The sequence below is a fragment of the Candidatus Babeliales bacterium genome (assembly GCA_016929235.1).
Classification (GTDB): Bacteria; Babelota; Babeliae; order Babelales; family JABCYS01; genus JAFGJD01.
This window is the reverse complement of the sequence record JAFGJD010000005.1, coordinates 29,153-50,764: the sequence shown is the minus strand read 5'-3', so window position 1 is coordinate 50,764 and position 21,612 is coordinate 29,153. Positions and strand designations below refer to the sequence as shown.

At 42.8% G+C, this 21,612-nt stretch carries 20 protein-coding genes and 2 tRNA genes; 18 read left to right on the top strand and 4 right to left on the bottom strand.

Annotation, left to right across the window (positions count from 1 at the left end; genetic code table 11):
- Positions 1-22 precede the first annotated feature (22 nt).
- From JW872_02320 to yidD, 10 genes are all read left to right on the top strand, one after another.
- Positions 23-2,215 (top strand): hypothetical protein, encoded by a 2,193-nt coding sequence (locus JW872_02320; protein MBN1549472.1) that lies wholly within the window; start codon positions 23-25, stop codon positions 2,213-2,215.
- 128 nt (positions 2,216-2,343) lie between these two features.
- A complete protein-coding gene (tsf, locus tag JW872_02315) occupies positions 2,344-2,940 on the top strand; it encodes a translation elongation factor Ts (protein MBN1549471.1) in 597 nt (198 codons plus the stop codon).
- 20 nt (positions 2,941-2,960) lie between these two features.
- Positions 2,961-3,551: a ribosome recycling factor gene (gene frr, locus JW872_02310; GenBank protein ID MBN1549470.1), complete on the top strand. Its 591-nt coding sequence runs from the start codon at positions 2,961-2,963 to the stop codon at positions 3,549-3,551.
- 62 nt (positions 3,552-3,613) lie between these two features.
- Positions 3,614-3,690: transfer RNA gene (locus tag JW872_02305), tRNA-Lys, on the top strand.
- Between the two features lie 8 nt (positions 3,691-3,698).
- Positions 3,699-3,785, top strand: a tRNA-Leu gene (locus JW872_02300).
- Between the two features lie 19 nt (positions 3,786-3,804).
- Complete coding sequence (locus JW872_02295; protein ID MBN1549469.1) at positions 3,805-5,103, top strand: hypothetical protein; 1,299 nt, start codon at positions 3,805-3,807, stop codon at positions 5,101-5,103.
- Positions 5,104-5,110: 7 nt separating this feature from the next.
- Positions 5,111-6,031, top strand: coding sequence for a thioredoxin-disulfide reductase (gene trxB / locus JW872_02290; GenBank protein MBN1549468.1), 921 nt, complete (start codon positions 5,111-5,113; stop codon positions 6,029-6,031).
- Between the two features lie 101 nt (positions 6,032-6,132).
- Positions 6,133-6,288 carry a 50S ribosomal protein L34 gene (gene rpmH / locus JW872_02285; protein MBN1549467.1) on the top strand — a complete coding sequence of 52 codons (156 nt, stop codon included), beginning with the start codon at positions 6,133-6,135 and terminating at the stop codon, positions 6,286-6,288.
- A gap of 14 nt (positions 6,289-6,302) precedes the next feature.
- Positions 6,303-6,638, top strand: a complete 336-nt coding sequence (rnpA, locus tag JW872_02280) for a ribonuclease P protein component (GenBank protein ID MBN1549466.1) — start codon at positions 6,303-6,305, stop codon at positions 6,636-6,638.
- Positions 6,625-6,873, top strand: coding sequence for a membrane protein insertion efficiency factor YidD (gene yidD, locus JW872_02275; protein ID MBN1549465.1), 249 nt, complete (start codon positions 6,625-6,627; stop codon positions 6,871-6,873). Before rnpA ends, yidD begins: the two co-directional genes overlap by 14 nt.
- On the opposite strand, the gene JW872_02270 is transcribed toward yidD, so the two are convergent.
- Complete coding sequence (locus tag JW872_02270) at positions 6,802-8,187, bottom strand: PhoH family protein (protein MBN1549464.1); 1,386 nt, start codon at positions 8,185-8,187, stop codon at positions 6,802-6,804. The genes yidD and JW872_02270 overlap by 72 nt on opposite strands.
- A 178-nt stretch (positions 8,188-8,365) precedes the next feature.
- Here JW872_02270 and JW872_02265 point away from each other — a divergent pair, with 178 nt between their 5' ends.
- The 4 genes from JW872_02265 (at position 8,366) to JW872_02250 (ending at position 13,409) form a co-directional block, all read left to right on the top strand.
- On the top strand, positions 8,366-9,760 hold the full coding sequence (locus tag JW872_02265; GenBank protein ID MBN1549463.1) for a hypothetical protein: 1,395 nt from the start codon (positions 8,366-8,368) through the stop codon (positions 9,758-9,760).
- A gap of 15 nt (positions 9,761-9,775) precedes the next feature.
- Positions 9,776-11,335: an AAA family ATPase gene (locus JW872_02260; GenBank protein ID MBN1549462.1), complete on the top strand. Its 1,560-nt coding sequence runs from the start codon at positions 9,776-9,778 to the stop codon at positions 11,333-11,335.
- A 67-nt stretch (positions 11,336-11,402) separates the two neighbouring features.
- Positions 11,403-13,109, top strand: a complete 1,707-nt coding sequence (gene thrS / locus JW872_02255; GenBank protein ID MBN1549461.1) for a threonine--tRNA ligase — start codon at positions 11,403-11,405, stop codon at positions 13,107-13,109.
- Between the two features lie 108 nt (positions 13,110-13,217).
- Complete coding sequence (locus tag JW872_02250; protein ID MBN1549460.1) at positions 13,218-13,409, top strand: hypothetical protein; 192 nt, start codon at positions 13,218-13,220, stop codon at positions 13,407-13,409.
- Between the two features lie 32 nt (positions 13,410-13,441).
- Here the strand turns inward: JW872_02250 and JW872_02245 are convergent, their stop codons facing one another.
- Positions 13,442-14,107: a hypothetical protein gene (locus JW872_02245; protein MBN1549459.1), complete on the bottom strand. Its 666-nt coding sequence runs from the start codon at positions 14,105-14,107 to the stop codon at positions 13,442-13,444.
- Positions 14,108-14,299: 192 nt separating this feature from the next.
- Here JW872_02245 and JW872_02240 point away from each other — a divergent pair, with 192 nt between their 5' ends.
- From JW872_02240 to mrdA, 4 genes are all read left to right on the top strand, one after another.
- On the top strand, positions 14,300-17,035 hold the full coding sequence (locus JW872_02240; GenBank protein MBN1549458.1) for a sigma 54-interacting transcriptional regulator: 2,736 nt from the start codon (positions 14,300-14,302) through the stop codon (positions 17,033-17,035).
- Between the two features lie 129 nt (positions 17,036-17,164).
- Positions 17,165-17,491 (top strand): hypothetical protein, encoded by a 327-nt coding sequence (locus tag JW872_02235; GenBank protein MBN1549457.1) that lies wholly within the window; start codon positions 17,165-17,167, stop codon positions 17,489-17,491.
- 82 nt (positions 17,492-17,573) lie between these two features.
- A complete protein-coding gene (locus JW872_02230; GenBank protein ID MBN1549456.1) occupies positions 17,574-18,500 on the top strand; it encodes a tyrosine-type recombinase/integrase in 927 nt (308 codons plus the stop codon).
- A gap of 5 nt (positions 18,501-18,505) precedes the next feature.
- Positions 18,506-20,233, top strand: coding sequence for a penicillin-binding protein 2 (gene mrdA / locus JW872_02225; protein ID MBN1549455.1), 1,728 nt, complete (start codon positions 18,506-18,508; stop codon positions 20,231-20,233).
- On the opposite strand, the gene JW872_02220 is transcribed toward mrdA, so the two are convergent.
- Together JW872_02220 and JW872_02215 are read right to left on the bottom strand one after the other, a co-directional pair.
- Positions 20,219-20,689, bottom strand: coding sequence for a hypothetical protein (locus JW872_02220; GenBank protein ID MBN1549454.1), 471 nt, complete (start codon positions 20,687-20,689; stop codon positions 20,219-20,221). The genes mrdA and JW872_02220 overlap by 15 nt on opposite strands.
- A gap of 101 nt (positions 20,690-20,790) precedes the next feature.
- Positions 20,791-21,606, bottom strand: coding sequence for a hypothetical protein (locus JW872_02215; protein ID MBN1549453.1), 816 nt, complete (start codon positions 21,604-21,606; stop codon positions 20,791-20,793).
- Between the last annotated feature and the right edge of the window lie 6 nt (positions 21,607-21,612).

Sequence of the window (21,612 nt, the reverse complement as noted above, 5' to 3'; positions counted from 1 at the left end):
TGCGTTGTAAAAAGGAGTCGTTATGAAGCGCACCATCCACCTACTGATTGCGATGCTTTCATGTGGCATGCCATTAATTCTGAATGCACCCGCTGAAATGAGGGTTGAACCCGTTGAACGTCCCCGTGAGCAGCTTGAAAGAACAGACGCAAGAGACCTTTTCAGAAGAGAAGAATACAAAAGATTCCGTGAAGAACGGCAACAACAAGAACAATCTCTAAGACAAGAAATAGAGCAACTCGAGCGAGAAGGGGCAATGGAACAAGATTCCGCTCTTAGAGAAGATTATTTTGCAAAACAAGCCGAGCTTACGCGGTTACAACAAGAAACCCCGAGAGTCACACAGCTACAAACTGATATCCAACAGACTAACGCCCTCGATGTCTTCAATAACAGAATCAAGCAACTAAAAACATTTTCCACTGAGTCAAATCCCTCAGGAGAAGCGGTTTTCAACGCATGTCGAGACGTCACTGATCTTGCAGCTGATATTTTCAAACAGGGACTCGTACTTGATCGAGCATTTTTGCTTGACCAAGTAACACTCGTTGGAGAATCTGCAGGATATACTCAAAAATTCATCGGGGAACTTGCCACGCAACGGGATAGTGACAGGTATATGCACGAAACCCTTAGAGAGCAGTATCGCGTGAGATTTTTCCGAGTAGAAGAAGGTGTTGAAGGTATTGATAGCTCTGTATACGCACAATACAAACTTCTGTGTGATGCGCCCTTGTTGAACCAGCTCAAGGTAACAAGCTTTGATGTCATTCCAGAGTTTCGTTTTGCAGAGTTACCAAAAGACGTTCAAGAAAGTTTTCCAGACATCTTTGCATGCAGAATCGATCCTAACACAAATAGTTCCTTCTGGCTGTTTAAAGAAGTCGACGGCGAACAAACTGCAGTTGAAGTGGATCCCGATGAAGATGTCTCTAATAAGCTCTTTGACAAACTCAAAGGACAAACAGAAAACCCCCGTACTGTGCCACTAGATCAAATTGAAACGGCAATCCTACTCAGAAAGGCCCTAGAGGCCCGCCGACCAAGTACAGAACGTAATATGACCCGTGAACAACGACAGCAACAACTGCGCTGGAAAACCGGCCGAGCACAGCTAGAATTGCGCAAACTCAATGAACAAAAATTGCGCCCAGATCAAGTTGATACCATCACTGATAATCTTATGCAGATCTATACAGAGCTAGCAGCATTCAGGAGCCGTGTTCTTTTTGTCAGCGAAGGTGCTCGTGCAAAAATTGAATTGAGAAACCAGGAGTTTGTGGAAAGATACCAAGCCCTCATTGAAGAGTGGCGCAAGCCTGAAACAAGCGCCGAGAGGAAAGAGAGTATTGAGACAGAACAACAGGAACTTTTACAAAAAATGACTCATCGTCTTTTATGGAACTCTCTCCTCGAAGTCACGAGCGCGGATGGAACGTATGAGGGATTCAGGAATAACCTTGTTAAAACATTCCGAGTCTCTCAGGTTATTTTCGAACACGCTAACAAACCAGAAGAAGCTCGTCAGATGGAAGAAGCAATCTTCCGCTTCAATGCGCTTTCAGACTCCCCAGCTGGTCGAGCAATTCTTGATGGACAATTTGGAAAGCCAACTACTGCTCCGGCAGTTAAAGATTATCTTATGATGGCACGAGGATATGAAGCGCGTGCACAACGAACACAAACAGAACTTGATCAAGCCGTTATCGGCCGAGGTACACGAGATACACGTCAAGTGCAATGGGAAACACAGTATTTCTCTCAACGAGCAAGTTATTACTATGATCTGGCAGCAGATATTGGAGATATAGCAACAGCACCTGATCAACTCAGACAAAAAGCACGTGAATTAGCAAGTAAGGCAGAAGTTTTGGATCCTAGCACACCATTCTCAGAGGAAGAACGAGGTCGATTTGAAAATGAGTGGATTGAACAAGTACGCCTCGATATCACCCGTGGCGTAGAAGATATACGAGCAGAGTCCGCAGAAGCTGGCGATAAATTAGAAGAAGCAACCGAGAACCTCATCAATGCTGTAACTAATTCGCAATATCTTTCACCAAAATGGAAGTCAATTATTTTGGGGACTGTACGAGAACGGCGCTGGATATTTAAGGCACAAGGAATATTAGACGCATTACAAACCGCCTTAAAAGTTGCAGCAGTTGCATCATTTGTAACTGCCATTGTAGCGGTTCTAGGCAACGACAACTAAAATCGAATACCTACACGTTAGCCTGTCGCAATATGGTAGCCAGGAGCAGCATTGTCAAAATTCAGTAATCTGGCAGACTTACAAGAAATGATCGCCTCACGATTATCTCTATGTAAGGAACTGACTCTATGACTAAAATCAGTATGGATCTCATCCAACAACTACGTGCCCGTACCGGCGTTGGCATGATGGATTGCAAAAAAGCCCTCATCGAAGCTGGTGGAGACCTTGAACAAGCCGCAGAATTACTCCGTAAAAAGGGAGCATCGGTCGCAGCAAAACGTGCTGGTAATGCTACCGGAGAAGGACTCGTCCATGCCTACATTCACCCAGGAAGCCGGGTTGGCGTCCTCCTTGAGGTAAACTGTGAAACTGACTTTGTGGCTCGTACCGATGAGATCAAGCAGTTTGCTGCCGACATTTGCTTACATATCGCAGCCATGAAGCCCCTTTATCTTGATCCAGAAAGTGTTGATTCCAAATTCCTTGAACACGAAAAAGACATCATGAAAGAACAGCTCAAGGAATCCGGAAAGCCTGAAAAAATGCTTGATAAGATCGTTGAAGGCAAACTCAACAAGCTGTATTCAGACGTTTGTCTTATGCAGCAATCATATGTAAAGAACGACCAGCTTACAGTTGAGGACTATCTGAAGGAACTGATTGCAAAAATGGGTGAAAATATCAAAATAAGACGGTTCTCACGATTTGACATTAGTTTGTAATAAGCCACAGGAGTCTTCCTATGCTTAATAATCTTTCACTCAAGAACACCTATTCTCATGAGTTTGACAAAGCGGTACAGGAAAAGATGGATGCGCCTATCGCTCATTTTGAGCATGAGCTCACGACCATCAGAACCGGCCGCGCACACCCGTCCATGATCGAAGGGATTATGGTTACGGCATACGGCGGCACACAAATGAAACTCAAAGAAGTCGCTGCCATCTCTGTCCCTGATGCACGGTTACTCATGGTCCAGCCATGGGACAAGAGCATCATCGCAGATATCGAGAAAGGGATTCTTGCCTCGCACCTTGGCATCACTCCTGTTAATGATGGTGACATTATCCGCATCCAGCTTCCAGAAGTCAGCGGCGAGCGACGCGAGGAGCTTGTAAAAGCTCTTGGCAAAAAACTCGAAGATTGCCGTAATAGAATTCGGACTGTACGCAACGATTTCCGCTCCCTTGTCAAAAAGGCAGAGCAGGACAGGGAAATATCTGAGGACTTTTCTAAGGTCCTACAGAACAACCTCCAAAAAATCACTGATCAGTACATGGCCAAAGCCCAGACCATAAGCGATAAAAAAGAGAAGGATATTCGAGCAGTTTGACTTCACTAACTGAATCATTGATACTGGTGAAAGCTTCTGGTATAAACATCTTCAGAACACATGGGCCGCTAGCTCAATTTGGTAGAGCAACAGACTCTTAATCTGTGGGTTATTGGTTCGAGTCCAATGCGGCTCACCAGAAAAAATGCAGGAGTGGCGAAATTGGCAGACGCGCTGGATTTAGGTTCCAGTTCTCGAAAGAGAGTGGGGGTTCAAGTCCCTTCTCCTGCACCAAAAAAAGGAGTATGAGCCAATGAACACAGAAGCTTGTCAGCTTCGTTTTTCCTTTCAAAAATCTCATCCAAAATTCTGTACCGTTAACATTACCGTCCCAGCTCCGTTCATAGAACGACTGTATGCTGAAACATCTCGAGCGCAAAAACACTACACGCAAGCACATGGCTTTGCACACGGAAAGGCCCCTACGTCATATATCGCAAAAACATTTCACTCTCCGATTACTCACCAAGTACAAGAGTTTATGCTCAACTATATGGTTCGCACGCATCTTATCGAAGCAATGAGATCTGAAAAAATTATCTATACAGGCGACCCAAAACTAACCAATGTTGAACTAGAACCGGGAAAGGATGCACAATTTACCTTTGAGTGCACCATTCCAGAAGAGCTGGCACTCAAAGGCTGGAAGTTTTATCCCTTTAAGGCTCCAAAACGAAAAAATTATCGTGACCTCGATCGTCAAGTACAACTGTTTATTAAAAATGAAGACGACGTCATATTACGTGATGATGAACCAATTTCTATTCGCGACTGGGTCTGCTTTGATATCGCAGTAACCGATCATACACAATGTTCACTCTTTGACGCATACCACCAAACAATGTGGCTCAAAATCGGTAATGAAGAAATAGATAAACCGTTTCAAAAATTATTCTGTGGAAAACAGAATGGTGACACATTTTATACCTCAGCAGAATGCTTCCAAGAATATTTTAGCAGTCAACTCGATACACACTATACATTTGGCATCACCATTCTCGATGTAGTCCATGACATAAAATTTTCCCTGAATGATTTTAAAACATATTTTCGGTTACGCACCCATAAAGAGATTCATAAAAAACTAATTGAAGTTTTTTCGTACCGTAACGATGTTTCACAACGAAGAGAGATGACCGAGGAGGCATTCAAGGTATTATTCAAACATCATAAATTTGAAGTACCTCAACATATCCTCTTGCGCCAGCAACAGGAGTTACTAGAGATCATGCACCGAACTCCAGATTACCAAGTCTATAGAACACAAAAGGGCTTTGAAGAAACTATCAAGAAGTTGTCAGAAAAACAGATGAAAGAAATGATCTTGATTGATCAACTTGCACTAAAAGAAAGCATCACCATTAATCGTAACGATGTACGGCAGTATCTTAATCTTCTCAAGCGAGCTCGCACACGAGAGTTTCTTCACTTTGGTGTACCCGTGACACGCATCAATGGAATGCAAACACCCCTCTCAGAATCGGCATTAGGTAATTTTTGCCTTCGAGAAAAAACTGTAAATCATGTTATTTTTCATTTAACAAGAAGATAGAGGGCATATGGTTCATCAATTGATCATCATTGGCTCGGGGCCTGCTGGACTTACTGCAGGCATCTATGCCGCACGAGCCAATCTCAAACCCCTCATCATCGACGGCTCAACACCTGGTGGTCAGCTCATGGGAACAACTGCAGTTGAAAATTGGCCTGGCGAACAATCAATTCTCGGACCAACACTCATGAAAAATATACGTGAACATGCTCAGCATCTTGGATGTGAATTCCTTCAGGCAACCATCACGAGAGCTGACCTTGCCACACAACCAATCACCCTGTGGACAGATAAAGACAAAAAGCTCACGACAAAAGCACTCATTATAGCCAGTGGAGCAACACCAAAACGGCTTGGCTGTCTCGGTGAAGATGAGTACTGGGGAAAAGGTGTCACAACTTGTACTGTATGTGATGGCGCATTCTATAAAAATCAACCGGTAGTAATCGTTGGCGGTGGTGATACTGCTATGGAAGATGCCTTATTCATGACTAAGTTCACCAACAAAATCACGATCGTTCAAATTGAGGATAAGTTGACCGCATCCCATGCAATGCAAATCAGAGTCAAGGAACATCAGGACATCACCATTATCTATAACAGCACAGTCACCAAAATCAGCGGCAATGGTCAACGAGTCACTGGAGCAACTATCACTAACCAAAAAACCAACACTTCCCATAATCTGCAAGTTGATGGGGTCTTTATCGCGATAGGACACGCCCCTAATACACAGGCATTCAAGGATCAGCTCGATCTAACCGAGTACGGGCACATCAAGCTCACTAAGCATACCCTAACCTCTCGGCAGGGAGTCTTTGCTGCAGGAGATGTCGCTGATGCCCGTTATCGGCAGGCAATCACGTCCGCTGGTTCAGGCTGCGCCGCTGCCCTTGATGTTGAGCGCTATCTGGGATCCTCAGATTGATAAAGGTCTGATTTCCCGTTACACTACGGTATATCTAGATAAAAATTTCCTGCATACATCGATGCCTAGCATCACGGATGCTCTGAAACAAAGGAACTTCAATGTCAGTAACGTTTACTCTCAAGCGTAAGAAGCGTAATCGCAAACACGGATTCAGAAAGCGCATGTCCACTAAAGACGGACGCAAGATCATTGCACGCCGTCGCCGTAAGGGCAGAAAGCGCCTTGCAGTCAGAGCACGTAAGGTCAATAACTAAAACTAGGAACTATAATGGTTGCTCTACCTCGCGGATTGACGGTTTTTACCAAGCGAGAGAGAGATGAGTTATTCAAGCGGTCCGCGTTCCTCTTTCGGCAGCGCGGACTTGCATTTAGAGTCGCTCCTGCGACAAAAGCTTATGGCCGCATTCTGATTGTTGTTCCCAAAAGAGTTGGTACTGCTGTAGCCCGTAATAAGCTTAGGCGCCAAATCAAATCAATTTTTTATGAACAAAAGTTTTATGAACACAACAAGGATCTTATTGTTCTTGTTGCACCACCTGCAGCAACTCTCTCATTTGAAGAGATTATAAAGCTCATGACCAAAGTCATCCATGAAGGTCGTTAATTACTTTTTATCATTTCTGATTGTTGGTCTTAGACCATTACTTGGTCCAGTTGCGTGTAGATATCAGGTCACATGTAGCCGCTACGCATTATACCAACTCAAGCACAAACCACTGGGATTCGCACTTAAGGCGATTACGGCACGATTAATCTGTTGCAGCCCGCTACAAAAGCTCTGCAGCAAGTCTACTCAATTCGCTACGCTCGCTGATCTCAAGGAAGACATTACCAAATAACGACTGACCCTTAAATTTGTTGCTAGCGACCACTAACCCATTGCTGCTGAAATCAAGGTACGGAGCATCTATCTGGAATGGATCGCCTGCAATCACAATCTTACTTCCCTCGCCAACACGACTAAGAATTGTTTTTACTTCGTGAGGACTGAGATTCTGTACCTCATCAATAAGAATAAACTGGAACGGAATGGATCTTCCTCGCATGTACGTGATTGCTTCTAAACTAATCTTTCCTTCCATCTCAAGCTGTTCAATCGAAAAAATCCGTTTCGTGTCATTTTCCTTGTATTTCTTATGTCGTTTCTTTTGATGTTCGTGATAGCCACGTTCAACTTCAGAAACATGATGATGGATACCGGCAGTATGAATCATAAGATCAACGTTATCAAAAACAGGCTGCATCCAACTACGAAGTTTTTCCTGTACATCGCCTGGTAGATATCCAATGTCTGGCCCAAGCGGTATAACAGGACGAGACACTAGCAGTTTTTGATACTCATCTTGCATAAGAACCTGATGAAGACCTGCAAGCAAAGCGAGAAAGGTTTTACCTGTTCCTGCAGGACCAATAAGGCTGACCATTTTTACTGTAGGATCAAGTAATAAATCCAAAGCCATGAGCTGGTGTGGATTGCGCGCCTCAAGCGGCCAATCAAGGCGCGGTTGATATACTGGCTTGAATATTTTGCCGCTGATGTACCGAAAAATGCTATAGTTGAATGGATTATTGCGCGCTTGCAACATCACAAACTCGTTAGGATGTAAGGTCTGTTGTGCAAGCAACTGTTGCAGTTCTTCTGGCTCTTGTTTTTTGAGCTGTACCGATGGAACCTCAATGGTAACCCAGCCTTTGTATACCTCATCCCACGTGACGACACCCTTCAAATAATCTTCAGCGGGTATGCCAAGTACATCTGCTTTCACACGAGCATTCAAATCCTTGGAAACAAAGATAGCATCCCACCCGGCTTTGCGCATGAGCAATGTTGTCATGAGGATATCATTGTCTGCAAGATCTTTTTGTAGGATACCCTTCACTGATACATCTGTTGTTGGCAAGATCAATCGTATCGTTCCACCAGAATCAAGTTGAACCCCATCAGATAAAAATCCGCGTGATCGCAAACTATCGAGATAGCGTATTGCTTCGCGCGCATTGCGACCACGATCAGAACTTTCGCGTTTGAATTGATCAAGTTCTTCCAAAACAACAAACGGTATACCAACATGATCTTTTCCGAAGGTGAACAGTGCACGTGGATCATGTATCAATACATTTGTATCTAGTACATACAACTTTCCTTCTGCCATACTACCCCTTCGTTTTTAAAACCCAGAACGTATCACTTTGACTATACTACAAGAAAGAGCAATGACGCTAAAAAGCAGCGCCAATAAGCAAAAAATGCGTTTATACTAGACAAAACTACAACAACTGGCTACTGTAGTTTGATCAAGTAATTGCGATGGCTATCAAGGGACACTTTCAATGATTCACCGCACTGTAAAGATTTTTTTTATGTTTTTATTTCTTGTCGCAGAATGTTGCGCACAAGAAGGTGGACCTGCACTTGATGTTCAGATTGATATGGAAGCACTCAACAATGCCGTAGCAAATATTCCAGCAACGATAGAACAAGCACAACAACTTACCAACCAAGATCTTCCTGCATTTTTTAAAGAACAACGCGACCAGCGCAATGCCCAAATCATGTGGCAAAATACATTGCGCGGTCAGATGAAACTCCCCCTAGGCCTCCCTGCCGTGGGAGTCTATAACAAAGATCTTGTCTACATGACAGAATTTACCGGCTTACTTGCCGCAGATGTCATGCTTCTAAAGACAATTCAAAGCCAGCAAGTTGAGCATGTGTATCAAGTATGTACAAAACATACCACTGAAATGATGGACCTCCTCAAACATATTGCAAGTGATATGTTGTTTATCGCAAAAGATCCTTATTCTCTGGCATGCTCTTCCTTCTTAGCTAGTGAATTTACCAGATTCTTTAATCTTCTAGAGATGCCGCTGCATAACGTTAGAACACCAAAAACCATGTTTGCTCTTGCTGGTGTCATTAGCGCAAATGAATACCTGCCCGCTTGGCGACGATCCTCATTAGCAAATGAGCCATTGAATCCACGTTCATGGTGTATTTATAAAAAGAACGCCGAAGGGCAGCTCGAAGTATCACAAGAGCAACGGCCGCTTGGATTAGGAACAACTACACAATGGCTTACCAGTTTTATTAAACATCCAATACTCAATTTCATATTAATGCTCCCAACCCACAGATTGGCCTGGCTCACTACCGATCGCAACATACAAAATATTTTAACTCTTCCTTCAGTTATACAACGACTTCGCATGCTTGGATCTCGCGTAGGCGAAATGAATGTAATCAATGACACTATAGAAGAACAACGCGAAAAAATATTACCTACGCTCTTGTCATTTTTAATCCCACCCCGCTTATCGTGGCTGTACTCAAAACCAGCTATTCTCTGTGCTAAATATCTTTCTCTGATGATGGTCGCAAACATGATTTCAGCGCTGTATCTCCGCATGTGGGTAACTGAGGCAATAGCAACACGGTTTGAGTTCTATCTTGTTTTAGAAAACTATCATAATGCACGCGAAAAGGTTCACCACAATCCAACACACGAGGCTATAAAAGAGCTTCAAGAGACTGATCTTGCACTAAGAGCATATATTGAGACAAGTCATGAAGTACATAATCTTTTGTCACGCAATCTATGTAGTTGGTATACAAACTGGGTAACCAATAGAACTCTGCATTTTCCAGCGCTTTGTTTTTTGGGAATCTACTGTTATGGCGCGTATAGAGTAATTAAACTAGTAATAAATCAAGCACGAAGATAATCATAAGGAGCTTTAATGATAAACCGTAAATACTGTTTATTTTTTTCTTTCCTAGTCAGCATACCATCAATGCATGCGATGGAAGATTTCCAACAGCTCCTAGGTCTTGTACAAGGCATGCAACAAGGCGGACAGCCTCGAGCAGCGCAAGCCGAAGATGGTGCAGGCTGGCAAGTCCCAGCATGGATTACTCGAAATGCACGCGCGTTTGGAGTAATGATGGGAGAGGTTGTCGAAGGTGCTGGACACGCACTCCAGCAGCTACAAGAAGAAAATCGACGCAATAATCGAGACAGAATAAGAAGATTGGAAGAGACTATAGCTGCACTTAGAACACAGCACATCCAAGCCTTGCACCGTCGGGATGATATAGAGGCACAAAGATTAGATCGCCAAATTAGAGCTTTGGAAGATGAACTTAGAGGATTCCAACGATCAGGTGCCGACATCGCAGTGCAACAATTTGAAGAATTTGGACAACTTAGCCGCGATATTCTACGTGATCAAGCCAACGCAGGGGCTCGCTTGCGCGAAGCTGCGGTTCGAGCACACCAAGAACAACATGGGGCTAACCAACGCTATCTAGCGACGCTACAATATATCCGTCAACCACGAACCCTCATGTTGTTTTCTGGGGCTATCGTCGCAACGTTTGCAGGTATTTATGGAGCAAAAGAAATGTCCAAAGTCCTTGCTGAATATGTTGGCGCCCGACTTGGACAACCACAACTTGTTCGAGAATCATCACGAGAAACGCTGCTTTCAAGTTGGTGGCACACTGTCGTCAATAAACCAGAATCAAATGGCATCTTGGACGTTGTGCTCAGACCAGAAAAAGAAGCTCTTTTGATGGAAATTGCCGATTCTACTAAAGAAGCACACGCTAATGGCGACCCACTTATGAACGTACTGTTTTATGGGCCTCCGGGAACCGGTAAAACCATGTTTGCAAAAGCACTCGCGGAATACTCCGAATGTGACTACGCAATTTTATCTGGTGCGGACTTTTCACAGTTCAAACCAGGAGATGATATTACACAGCTTCACTCATTCTTTGAATGGGCGAAGACAAGCCGTCGCCCGCTTGTTGTTTTTGTCGACGAAGCAGAAACATTTTTGGCAAGTCGCTCCAATCCAAATGTCAGCGAGCGTTCTAAAAAACTAACCGATGCATTCTTATCACAGGTAACTGGCCAAGCTTCAGACAACATCATGTTTGTATTTGCAACTAACATGCCAAACTTACTTGATCGAGCAGTTATGGACCGTGTCGGTGAAAAGGTTGAGTTTCCGCTTCCTGGTCATGATGAACGCAAACGCATCTTTGAACTCCATCTTAAAAAATTTGCAGAACGAAGAGAGATTCCTGTTGAGGAAGATGTTCTTGAGCACCTCAATGAATTCTCAGAACAGATGGACGGTTTTTCTGGAAGAACAATTGCAGGTGTCGTGCTTAAATCCCTTCGAATGATGAGGACCAGCAGAAGCACAGCTATCAGTACGACAGCAATTCTGGAGACGATCGAACGAGAAAAAGCCTCACAAGCAGATACAGCTATGGCAAGCTATATTTAATTTTTCTCTAAGTTAGTACTATACTGCACAAAGTATTGTTTTCATTCTACTAGTAAAGGAATCCCCCATGGCTCCTGACAAAGATATTCTGTTATTGCGTCATTCGGCAGCTCATCTTCTTGCCCATGCAGTTACTGAACTGTATCCAGGAACACTGCTTACGATTGGACCAGCAACAGAAACAGGGTTCTTTTACGACTTTCTGCCTTTACACAATTTCAAAGAAAGTGATCTTCCTAAGATCGAACAACGGATGCTTGAGATTGCTCAACGCAACCTGCCCATAGAGCACAAACAGGTTCCTAAGGCAGAAGCTTTGAAGTTGTTCAAGGACAATCCTTTCAAACTCGAGATGATCAACCAGATTCCAGAAGAAACGGTTGGTATCGCAACCCAAGGTGATTTCTATGATCTGTGTAAGGGTGGCCACGTTTTAACAACTGGTGATATTAAGCATTTTAAGCTCACCGGCATCTCTGGTTCATATTGGCGCGCTGATAGAAGCAACCAAGCGCTACAACGTCTTAGCGGAATTGTCTTTTTCACCAAAGATGATCTTATTGCATTCGAGGACGCCAGTGAACAGGCAAAACTATGTGATCACAGACGCCTTGGAAAACAACTAGAACTTTTTTCGTTTCACGATGAGGGAGTTGGATTCCCGTTCTTTCACCCAAAGGGTAAGACTATACTCAATATTATGATTGAGTACCTTCGCACGGAACTTACGGCACTCAATTACCAAGAACTCCAAACGCCTGTATTACTTAGCAACGAGTTATGGAAACGCTCAGGCCACTGGGATTTTTATAAAGATAAGATGTACTTTTGCACTGTACATGAAGAGGATACCACCTATGCCGTTCGGCCTATGAACTGCCCTGGATCTATCTTAATTTACAAAGATCGACCTCGCTCATATCGCGAGCTTCCGCTCAAATTATCTGAATTTGGACTCGTACACCGCTATGAATTATCAGGGGTCCTTCATGGCCTCATGCGTGCGCGCGCGTTTACCATAGACGATGCACATATTTATTGTACCGTGGATCAGATGGAACAGGAGATCTTAGAGACAATCGAGCTCACTTTCAGAGTTCTTAAGAAGTTTGGATTCCATGACATCACGGTTGGGCTCTCAACCAGACCTGAAGAGTCAATGGGCGACGCTGCACTCTGGGAGAAGGCAACTAACGCCCTCAAAAATGCACTCAATCTTGCCAAGGTAGACTATAACCTACAGGAAGGCGAAGGCGCATTCTATGGTCCCAAGATTGAATTCGTATTCAGAGACTCGATGGGTCGCGAATGGCAAGGAGGAACCATACAAGTAGACTTCTGCAACCCAGAAAATTTCGACATGACGTATATCGCACCTGGGGGCACACGACAACGACCTGTTATGATACATCGCGCTATCTATGGGTCATTAGAACGCTTTTTTGCAGTAGTCCTTGAACACTACAAAGGCATCCTGCCTCTCTGGCTTTCCCCAGTTCAGGCGTGTATCCTTACCATTACGGATGAACAAAAAGCATATGCTCAAATAGTATACAAAAAACTCAGGGATGCTGGTCTTCGTGTAGAAGTTGATGAGAGTTCGGAAAAGATTTCTGCGAAGATCAAAACAGCACAACTTGCCAAAATCCCTTGGATGCTCATCCTTGGTAAAAAAGAAGCAGATGCAAAAACTATCACCCTCCGAAAGCACGATGGATCACAGGCATTCGGGCTTACGATTGAACAGGTTATCTTAGAGGCAAAAGAACAATAAATTCGTATCTGTATAAGAAATTTATTGCACAACTATTGCTTTTTTTGACGTACAACTTGTATCTTTAAATTGATGGTATATCTCCAACCTCATTCTAAGGAGCCCGTAATGAAGAAGAGAAAAACAGCAAAGCGCAAGACGGCAAAGCGCAAGACAGTTAAGCGCAAAACCACCAAGCGTAAAACGACAAAGCGCAAGACAGTTAAGCGTAAAACAACTCGCCGTAAAACTGCAAAGCGTAAGACCACCAAGCGCAAAACAGCCAAAAAACGCCGCCGGGTGTCAAAAAAGAAAGCCTAAAATAGGCATTTCAAAAAAACGTACCGTGTAGCTCAAGAGTCACACGGTACGTTTTTTTCATTGAGTAACTCGATAATTTTGGAAATCTGTTCTTTACGAGGCACTTGCTGCCCCCATGTTACAAACACCCGATTGACCACGACCCATTTCTCCTGAGGAACTAATTTCTTAAGTTCCTGCTCAGTCGCCTCAGTACTCTTAGTTTGAACTAGCCCTAGCTGATTCGCTAGCCTATGCACATGTGTATCAACACAGATAGCCGGAGTATCACATGCCTCCGCCAATACCAAGGCTGTTGTTTTATGGCCAATCCCCCTAATTGAACGCAACGCTTTTTCATTACACGGAACGTTCCCATCGAACCGGTCAAGCAACTCACGACACACGGTATGCAACGTAGCAGCCTTACGTCGTTGAAAACCAAGGGGATAAAGTATTTTTTCTAATTTTTCGCGAGAAAGAGAAAGAAGTTGTTGCGGTGTACGCACTATTTTAAAGAGCTCTAAACAGAGGGGATATGTCACGGAATCCTTAGCACGCAAACTCAACAAGCAACCTATCAAAATGATAAATGAATCAGGGCCGAAGTGCTTTTTAAGCAAAAAAATCATCGGCTCCGGCATGTCTCTTGTTGCTTTTTCTAGTGTTTGCAGTACTTCGATCACCCGGAGCCGATGTTCATTGCTTACAATACCCATCCATTTATCCCCGCCATTTGGTTAAACCAAAAAATGCTGGTACCTTGTTGCAACTAAGGCCAGCCCGGAGGGCTTGTGAACAGAAAAAACGAGAGAAGGAGCATAAACATGACAACCCTTTCGATTAAGTTGGACCTCTGATTATTAAAACCATCTGGATTGTACACCAACAACAAGAAGGACGCAATCGCCATGATACAACTACTTTCAAACCTTTATAAAATCACGATAAATCCAGCATTTCTTGTAGTTGTCATGGCCTCATCAATTATAGTGAAGGCCTCTATTGCACTCAGGCTAGCAATACATGGCTACAAAGCGTCCAAACCGGTGCGGCCATGGCGAACATTACTTGTATTACTAACAAGTTCGTTTATCGTTGATTTTGTATGGATTATTGTTCTTCTTGGTCGAACTTTTTTTCATATTCCCCCTATGGCACAGTTTTTCCTCCTACGTTTGGGTTGGGCATTTTTTGCTTTACAATCTTCAGTTGTTGCTCTCTTTGTAGAGAGTCTGATCAATAAAAACAGCCCACTTTCATGGGTACATAAAGCATACATATTTGGTGCGGCATGCCTTTCAGCGTCGTTTTTTTACTTTGCATTCTTTTATTATAACCTCAAGACGCTTACACCCTTTGAAATTCGACTTGAAACAATCGCATGTATTTACGAGCTTTTCACATTACCGCTTCTGTTTATAGCACTCGGCAAAGTACATAGGGCATCTCTACCGAAGCTACTAAAACATCAAGCAAAAACGCTTATACAAATCATCTTCATCCCTTACATCCTTGCTGATCTCATTCAGTGGTCACCATTTTCGTTCTGGAATAATCTGAAATTTGCACAACCCATAACCAACAGCCCCGCAGTATACAGTGTTGCTAGTATGTTGATGACAACCGCTATTTATTTCATTGCCAAACAAATGATGGGGCTTCGGTTCCTTAATATGAAACAACATGTTGAACTTAAAGACTCATTTAACTTCATTGATAACTTTAGAGAAATCCTGGAACAGCTCGGTTGTATTACAACATCACAAGAGTTACTCCATACTGTACGAAACTTCTTCAAAGTTGCGTTTAATGTTCCTTATCACAGAACACATTTAATTATTAGACCACTAAACACAGAGGGGAATGAAAAGGCACAACAATATGGTGAACATGATTATCTCGAATCTACTGCAGAAAATTTTATAAGTTTAAACTCACCAAGCAACAATGTCCTAGAGATCTTGAAAGAAAAGAAAATTTTTATTACTGACGAATTAGCATTCGATGTTTTTTATAATGATGATGAAACCAATAAAAAAATCTTATCATTCCTTGCGACTATTAACGCAGACATCTTCTTACCTATCTGGGATAACAATACATTAACCGGATATATTATAGTTGAACAAGAAGCTCGTAAGAAAAAAGAATTCTATAATAATGTTGAACGTGACGAAATGATTGTGTTTGCAAGTTATCTTGGAAACATTCTTCATCTACTACAGAACAAAAATTTAAATGCCCTACTACAAAAGGATAAAATTATAGAAGAGGCTTTGCATTCGAAAATACAGGAGATACGACATCTGAAAGAAAGCATCTGGCTCTTCATGAAAAAAGCACGAGAACGTGAACAAGGAATTCTGTTTTATAAAAATCGTAAATTCTTTTTGGGCAACCAGGCAATACACCAATTCGTTCCTGAAAACATCAATACGCAAGATGGTCACCCCCTAGTAAAAGCCCTAAGGAGACTCGCAAAACAAGTTGAAATTTATCGTGGGCAAGTCAATATGTCAGCGTACGATGTAAATGGAAATAGAATTACCTTAATTGGGATTCCTAATCTAGAGCATAATAATGTGCTCATGGTACTACGACCTCCTCAAATTGCAGATATCTTAAATGAACACTTGGAGTCACTTTCAGATCCAAGTCAGTGGGACTACCTGCTCTATCTTCATGCCACAAAAGCCGGAAATATGATCAATAACGTTATCCCTGGCAATGGCGCCATGATGACAGATTTTAAACTGAAGCTCATGAAAATGGCCCTTTCAAACACAGCAATCCTAGTTGATGTACCTGAGGAAGACACTGTATCCATTGTTAACTGTTTACACATCATGAGCGGCAGGACAAAACTCCATACTGTCTCTCTATCTTCTGATGCATTACCACAAAATGAAGTGGATACAGCGATACAACTTTTTGGTCTAAACCCAATCTTTGGCAAAACCGAAGCGCCTTCCCTGTTTGAACAGGCCAATAAGGTCGGGACAATCTTTATCCCAAATGTTGATAGACTCTCACTTGATGCACAAAAGCATCTGACCGAATATCTCAAGTATGGATACTTCAGATTATTCAAGAGTGACATTAAGCGCTCAAGTGACGCACGCATCATATGCTCTACCGACAAAAATCTACAAACTCTTGTACACGATGGTAAGTTCTCAAGGGAACTATTAGAAAGTCTCAAACAGGGAACTCTACACATGCCGTCATTACTATCATTGCATTCTGATGAGTTATTAGAACTTGCAGAACAGTATAATGATCAAGCAATCAGGAATAACACCTTTAAGAATCTCTTTTCACTCACGGAGAAGGATAAGGCCAAAATACTTGAACACAGGCCGCTCAGCTTGCATGGACTCAGAGCAAAAATTCATATATTGCTATCTCAAAAATCGAAAAAAAACAATGTTGCACCGACACACGACACCGAGTTTAATCTTACCTACACGGGTACCGATCCTGATCTTGCACACGCAGCTCGTTTAGGAAAGCAAGCACTTCGTGACAAAAAAGTCATGATCCTTTTATGGCATAAGTTCAAAAACCAAAATAAAATAGCAACGTTCCTTGGCGTAAATCGCTCATCGGTTAGCCGTCGTTGTAAAGAATTTCATTTGGAATAATACATGGAGTTATACGGTATGATAAAAAAACTACTACTAAGCACATGCATGCTCAGCTCACTTGCTTTGGCGGCATCGACCGAAGAAGAATTCCACTCATTCATGCAAAGGCACAGGCACCACACCTCTATGAACATGCGAATAAAAAGTTTTATTGCTCAAACAGCAGCTGCCTTTAGCATTCACTATCTTACACAGTTTGCAACTAAACAACTCAGAAATCGGATTATCACTGACAAGGGATTCTATCTCCATGCCATTGCCGCCTGGCTCGCCGCACATTGGACCCTGGATACACAAGATGCCATCGCACATGCCTATTATGAACACTCTCCATCCATCTCCGCTCATGCACTCGGTGCTATAGGAAGCTTATTCTGCCAATCTCCTGACACACTCTGGAGCAAATGGAATACGGGCCATCCTTGGGGAAGAGGCCGAAGAGTCGGCACCTGATAATATAATATCCTTTCTTGATTAAGAATGTCGGATATTTTAAGATGCACGCATGATCCGCAGACACGAAAAGGAGATAATCATGCGAATTTCCGAGTTCACCGAAAAAAAAGACACCTTTTTAGATCACTTAAAAATCGAACGGAATATGTCTCATAATACTGTTCGTGCATACGCTGCTGATCTCAAGCAATTCATAGAATTTTGGAACGAGATCGAAAGAACCGAACAGCAGGCGCTTCCACTGCAACAAACTATAGAACGTTTTTTCGTACATCTGTACTATAAAAAAATTGACAAAAGTTCCATTGCTCGAAAAATGTCATGTTTTAAATCATTTGAAAAATTTATCAAAACATTTGGAAAGGACCTCTCGCTCAAGCTCACCAGACCTCGTGTTGATAAAAAACTTCCCGTGTATTTAAGTGTTGATGAGATATTCCACCTCCTTGATACTGTACAAGATTCAGATCTTCCGGGCCGTCATCCTAAGCGCGATAAGGCAATCCTGGAGCTTCTGTACGCTACTGGCATTCGTTGTTCAGAATTAATCGGAATTCACATTCGTGATATTAATATCGAAGACAAAGTAATTCGTATTTATGGTAAAGGAAGAAAAGAACGCATTGCATTATTTGGTGAAAAAGCAAAAGCACGTATCATCGAATACCTTTCAGAAGAACGCCCACATACAACAAATCGGGATGAACATCTTTTTGTAAGCTACCGCAATACACCTCTTACAACCCGCTCGGTACAAAGAATTTTTGAAATGTTCAGAAAGTTTTTAAAAGTTGATCGTCATATCACACCACATAAAATCAGACACTCATTTGCAACACATCTTTTAAATCAAGGCGTTGATCTACGAGTCGTGCAAGAGCTCCTTGGGCACAAAACATTGGCAAGCACAGAACGATACACGCATGTAACATCTGCACAATTGGCTGAGATGTGTGACACAATTCATCCAATTCACGACATGACTAAGAAAGTTCCTGCTGAGTAACGACAATGACCGCCATAGCATCTGTCAGAATCAAGCTCTCGCTGCTCATTATTGGATGCATAGCTTGCTTTGCTGTGATTACAGCAAGATTGTACCTGTTGCAGATTACACAACATCATTATTTTCTCACGTTATGCACAAAAAATTACACACGAATGGAGCCAATTCTTTCACAACGCGGAAGTATTACCGACATAAACGGAGTACTCCTAGCAACAAACCGCCCAGTGGTTGATCTCTATTGGCACGGAACACATAAACGTCGATTATCCGATCAACAAAATCTTGTTCTTGATTCTATTGATACGATACTGACCGAACCATTGAGTGACGATCTCAAAACACAAATCGCCATCTGCGAACGATTTGGCAGGAAGCTCCTACTTGCACGTGATCTTTCTTTTGAGCAGTTAAGCCAGGTTGTCGAACAATTTCCCAATCATCCGAATCTAGACCTCCCCACACAATTCACACGCCTCTATCCTAACGGCCCACTCGCCAGCCATATAGTCGGCTTTCTCGGCAATATTCGCTATGAAGATGTTGGGAAAATGGGTCTTGAAAAACTATGTGAACAAGATCTCAGGGGTGAAGATGGATTACTTAAAAAAAAAATAAACTCTGTTGGCAAGAGTCTTGAACAAGCGCAAATCAAACAAGCCGCATCTGGCATGACACTTCAAACAACACTTGATTTTGAAATGCAAAAAATTGCAGAACTTATTTTTCCAGCAGAAAGCGCAGGCGTATTTATTATCATGGACCCAAAAACCGGAGCAATCAAAGCATTGGTATCACGTCCAACGTTTGACCCCAATATCTTTTTAAAAACAGTAGATATGCAGAGTTGGCAAGAACTATTAGAAAAGAAGGCTCTTTTAAATCGAGCATTTGATGCCTGCTACCCACCAGCATCGATCTTCAAACTCGTGACAACCAGTGCCGCCCTAGAGCAAGGGTTTATTGAGCCCGACGACATTGTATATTGCAAGGGATATTATGAATTTGGCGGATATCGACACTGGTGTGTTCGTCATACTGGACATGGATCTCTGAGTGTACAGGAAGCACTTGCTGAATCATGCAATATTCTCTTTTATCACATCGGAAAACATATCAATATTGACACACTAGCTGATTATGCACGGCGATTTGGATTAGGAAAAAAAACAAATGTACTCTTTCCTGAAAAAACGGGATTAATTCCTGACCGACAATGGAAACAACAAACTCGTCATGAACGTTGGTGGCAAGGGGAGACTCTTTCGACAGCAATCGGACAAGGATTCTTACTCGTCACACCAATACAAATCATCCGTATGATCGCCAGTATATTTGAGGGATACCTAGTAAAACCACGCATACTAGAATCCGAAATAATTGAAAAAGAACCGCTCAGAATCTCAAAAAAGACCAGAGAGTTTTTACAACAAGGAATGCGCTCTGCCGTAACTGAAGGTACTGGTCGGCGTTTAAACAAACTCAAGGATATTGAGGTATACGCTAAAACAGGCACCGCTCAAGTCAGTAGTCTCAAATTCAGGACACTTGGTACAAACTTATTGGAACATGCATGGTTTGTTGCACATTGCCGTATCAAAGAAGAGCAACCATTTGTCTTGGTTGCTCTTCTTGAGCACGCAGGAAATTCTCGACCGGCTACAATAACCGCAAAAAACTTCTTACTTGAATATCGCAAGCTTATTAACTCACGTACATTATCTAACGGTTAATTCTTCACCATCTGAACTGTCGTCTCCAGTAGCAACTTGAGTGTGATAGGATGGAGGCGCTTGCAGCCTTTTGTCATGCAGAACTGCCTGCAATTCTTTCGCACCAAACACGCCTTCAAACTCAGCCCTTTCCATTGTTCTGAAAGCTTCTCTATATATTCTTCTTGTTAATTTGGGTGGTAATTTTCTTCCAGATTGTTGTTCATAAACATACTTAAGAACTGCACCTTGCAAACTCATAACGCGACGACAATTATCTACCTCATGATGTAAGCGATTAAAAAGAAGTAAATTAACTAATGTGGTCACAAAGCCAATCCCAACAACAACTGTTGGCGCTATCCAAATGATACTTTGTGCAGCTGGTTGCGGCTCGGCAGCAGCTACATCACTCTCTGCAGCAATTAATGAACGTGTTACTATCAATACACAACTCAGCCATTTCAACAACTTCATGAAACACCCTCTGTCAGGCCATACAATTAAACTACCTACCATTTCATAATATTGTATTCACATATACACATCCCCTATGCAAAAAATTTACATATTCTGGACTAAATGCTTTCTAATTGACCATCTTGATAAGCGGCTCGTCCTTGTTTCAACTCAAGGGCGGCTTCAGAATTCATTACAAGGGCCGGCGTTTGCCTCGGGGCAATATCACCAGGACCACGAATCGGTTTAGGCTCAGGACCACCAGCTGCTCCAGGTGAATATTGGTCCCACTCCGATGAATCACCACCCTCCTCCAATGCTTTTAACTCGGCTTCGGCCAAAGCCTCCATGGTGGCGATAATATCCTGATGTATTACATCGGCACCTAGTTCACCTGCCCTCGGGCGATCTATGGCAATAAGTTGGCGCCGCATAAGTTCTTCAAGCTGTTTTTCAAGTTCATCAAGCGCCTCAGGGCCCACCTCGGCTTCATCATCTTGACCTCCCGTAAGGACATGCGCCATATCATCACCCGACTTCCTGCTTCTTTCCTCTTCAATGAAGCGTAAATATGTTCGCTCTCGTCTTTCGGCTCGCTCTCGCTCTTGCTTCAACGCCTTGAAGACTTTTGCAGATACGGTGTATGCCATACCTGTTACCGAACGAGCTTTTGCCTGATCTTTTCGAAAACTTTGCGCTGCTCTTCCAAATTTCTCAGATTGGCTCTGCAGCCTGCCTGCCATAACCGCTGTAGCAACCAAAACAACTGCACACAATGCCCCTGCCGGTGCCCAAGGTGCAAGAAACGACCTCCACCAACCATCCGCTTGTTCAGAGCGCTGCAGCTCTTGATTTACTCGTATATCGACAGGCTCTGCAAGAAGTGTCATCGTTCCCAACGACACGATTAACCCAATAAGCTTATAATGCTTCACACATGC

Bases quoted from the DNA above. Each gene is read 5' to 3' on its own strand.
- JW872_02245 (MBN1549459.1), bottom strand. From the start codon at position 14,107: ATGGGTATTGTAAGCAATGAACATCGGCTCCGGGTGATCGAAGTACTG.
- JW872_02240 (MBN1549458.1), top strand. From the start codon at position 14,300: ATGATACAACTACTTTCAAACCTTTATAAAATCACGATAAATCCAGCA.
- tsf (MBN1549471.1), top strand. From the start codon at position 2,344: ATGACTAAAATCAGTATGGATCTCATCCAACAACTACGTGCCCGTACC.
- mrdA (MBN1549455.1), top strand. From the start codon at position 18,506: ATGACCGCCATAGCATCTGTCAGAATCAAGCTCTCGCTGCTCATTATT.
- trxB (MBN1549468.1), top strand. From the start codon at position 5,111: ATGGTTCATCAATTGATCATCATTGGCTCGGGGCCTGCTGGACTTACT.
- JW872_02270 (MBN1549464.1), bottom strand. From the start codon at position 8,187: ATGGCAGAAGGAAAGTTGTATGTACTAGATACAAATGTATTGATACAT.
- JW872_02265 (MBN1549463.1), top strand. From the start codon at position 8,366: ATGATTCACCGCACTGTAAAGATTTTTTTTATGTTTTTATTTCTTGTC.
- rnpA (MBN1549466.1), top strand. From the start codon at position 6,303: ATGGTTGCTCTACCTCGCGGATTGACGGTTTTTACCAAGCGAGAGAGA.
- JW872_02320 (MBN1549472.1), top strand. From the start codon at position 23: ATGAAGCGCACCATCCACCTACTGATTGCGATGCTTTCATGTGGCATG.
- rpmH (MBN1549467.1), top strand. From the start codon at position 6,133: ATGTCAGTAACGTTTACTCTCAAGCGTAAGAAGCGTAATCGCAAACAC.
- yidD (MBN1549465.1), top strand. From the start codon at position 6,625: ATGAAGGTCGTTAATTACTTTTTATCATTTCTGATTGTTGGTCTTAGA.
- JW872_02250 (MBN1549460.1), top strand. From the start codon at position 13,218: ATGAAGAAGAGAAAAACAGCAAAGCGCAAGACGGCAAAGCGCAAGACA.
- JW872_02295 (MBN1549469.1), top strand. From the start codon at position 3,805: ATGAACACAGAAGCTTGTCAGCTTCGTTTTTCCTTTCAAAAATCTCAT.
- JW872_02260 (MBN1549462.1), top strand. From the start codon at position 9,776: ATGATAAACCGTAAATACTGTTTATTTTTTTCTTTCCTAGTCAGCATA.
- frr (MBN1549470.1), top strand. From the start codon at position 2,961: ATGCTTAATAATCTTTCACTCAAGAACACCTATTCTCATGAGTTTGAC.
- JW872_02220 (MBN1549454.1), bottom strand. From the start codon at position 20,689: ATGAAGTTGTTGAAATGGCTGAGTTGTGTATTGATAGTAACACGTTCA.
- JW872_02230 (MBN1549456.1), top strand. From the start codon at position 17,574: ATGCGAATTTCCGAGTTCACCGAAAAAAAAGACACCTTTTTAGATCAC.
- thrS (MBN1549461.1), top strand. From the start codon at position 11,403: ATGGCTCCTGACAAAGATATTCTGTTATTGCGTCATTCGGCAGCTCAT.
- JW872_02235 (MBN1549457.1), top strand. From the start codon at position 17,165: ATGAACATGCGAATAAAAAGTTTTATTGCTCAAACAGCAGCTGCCTTT.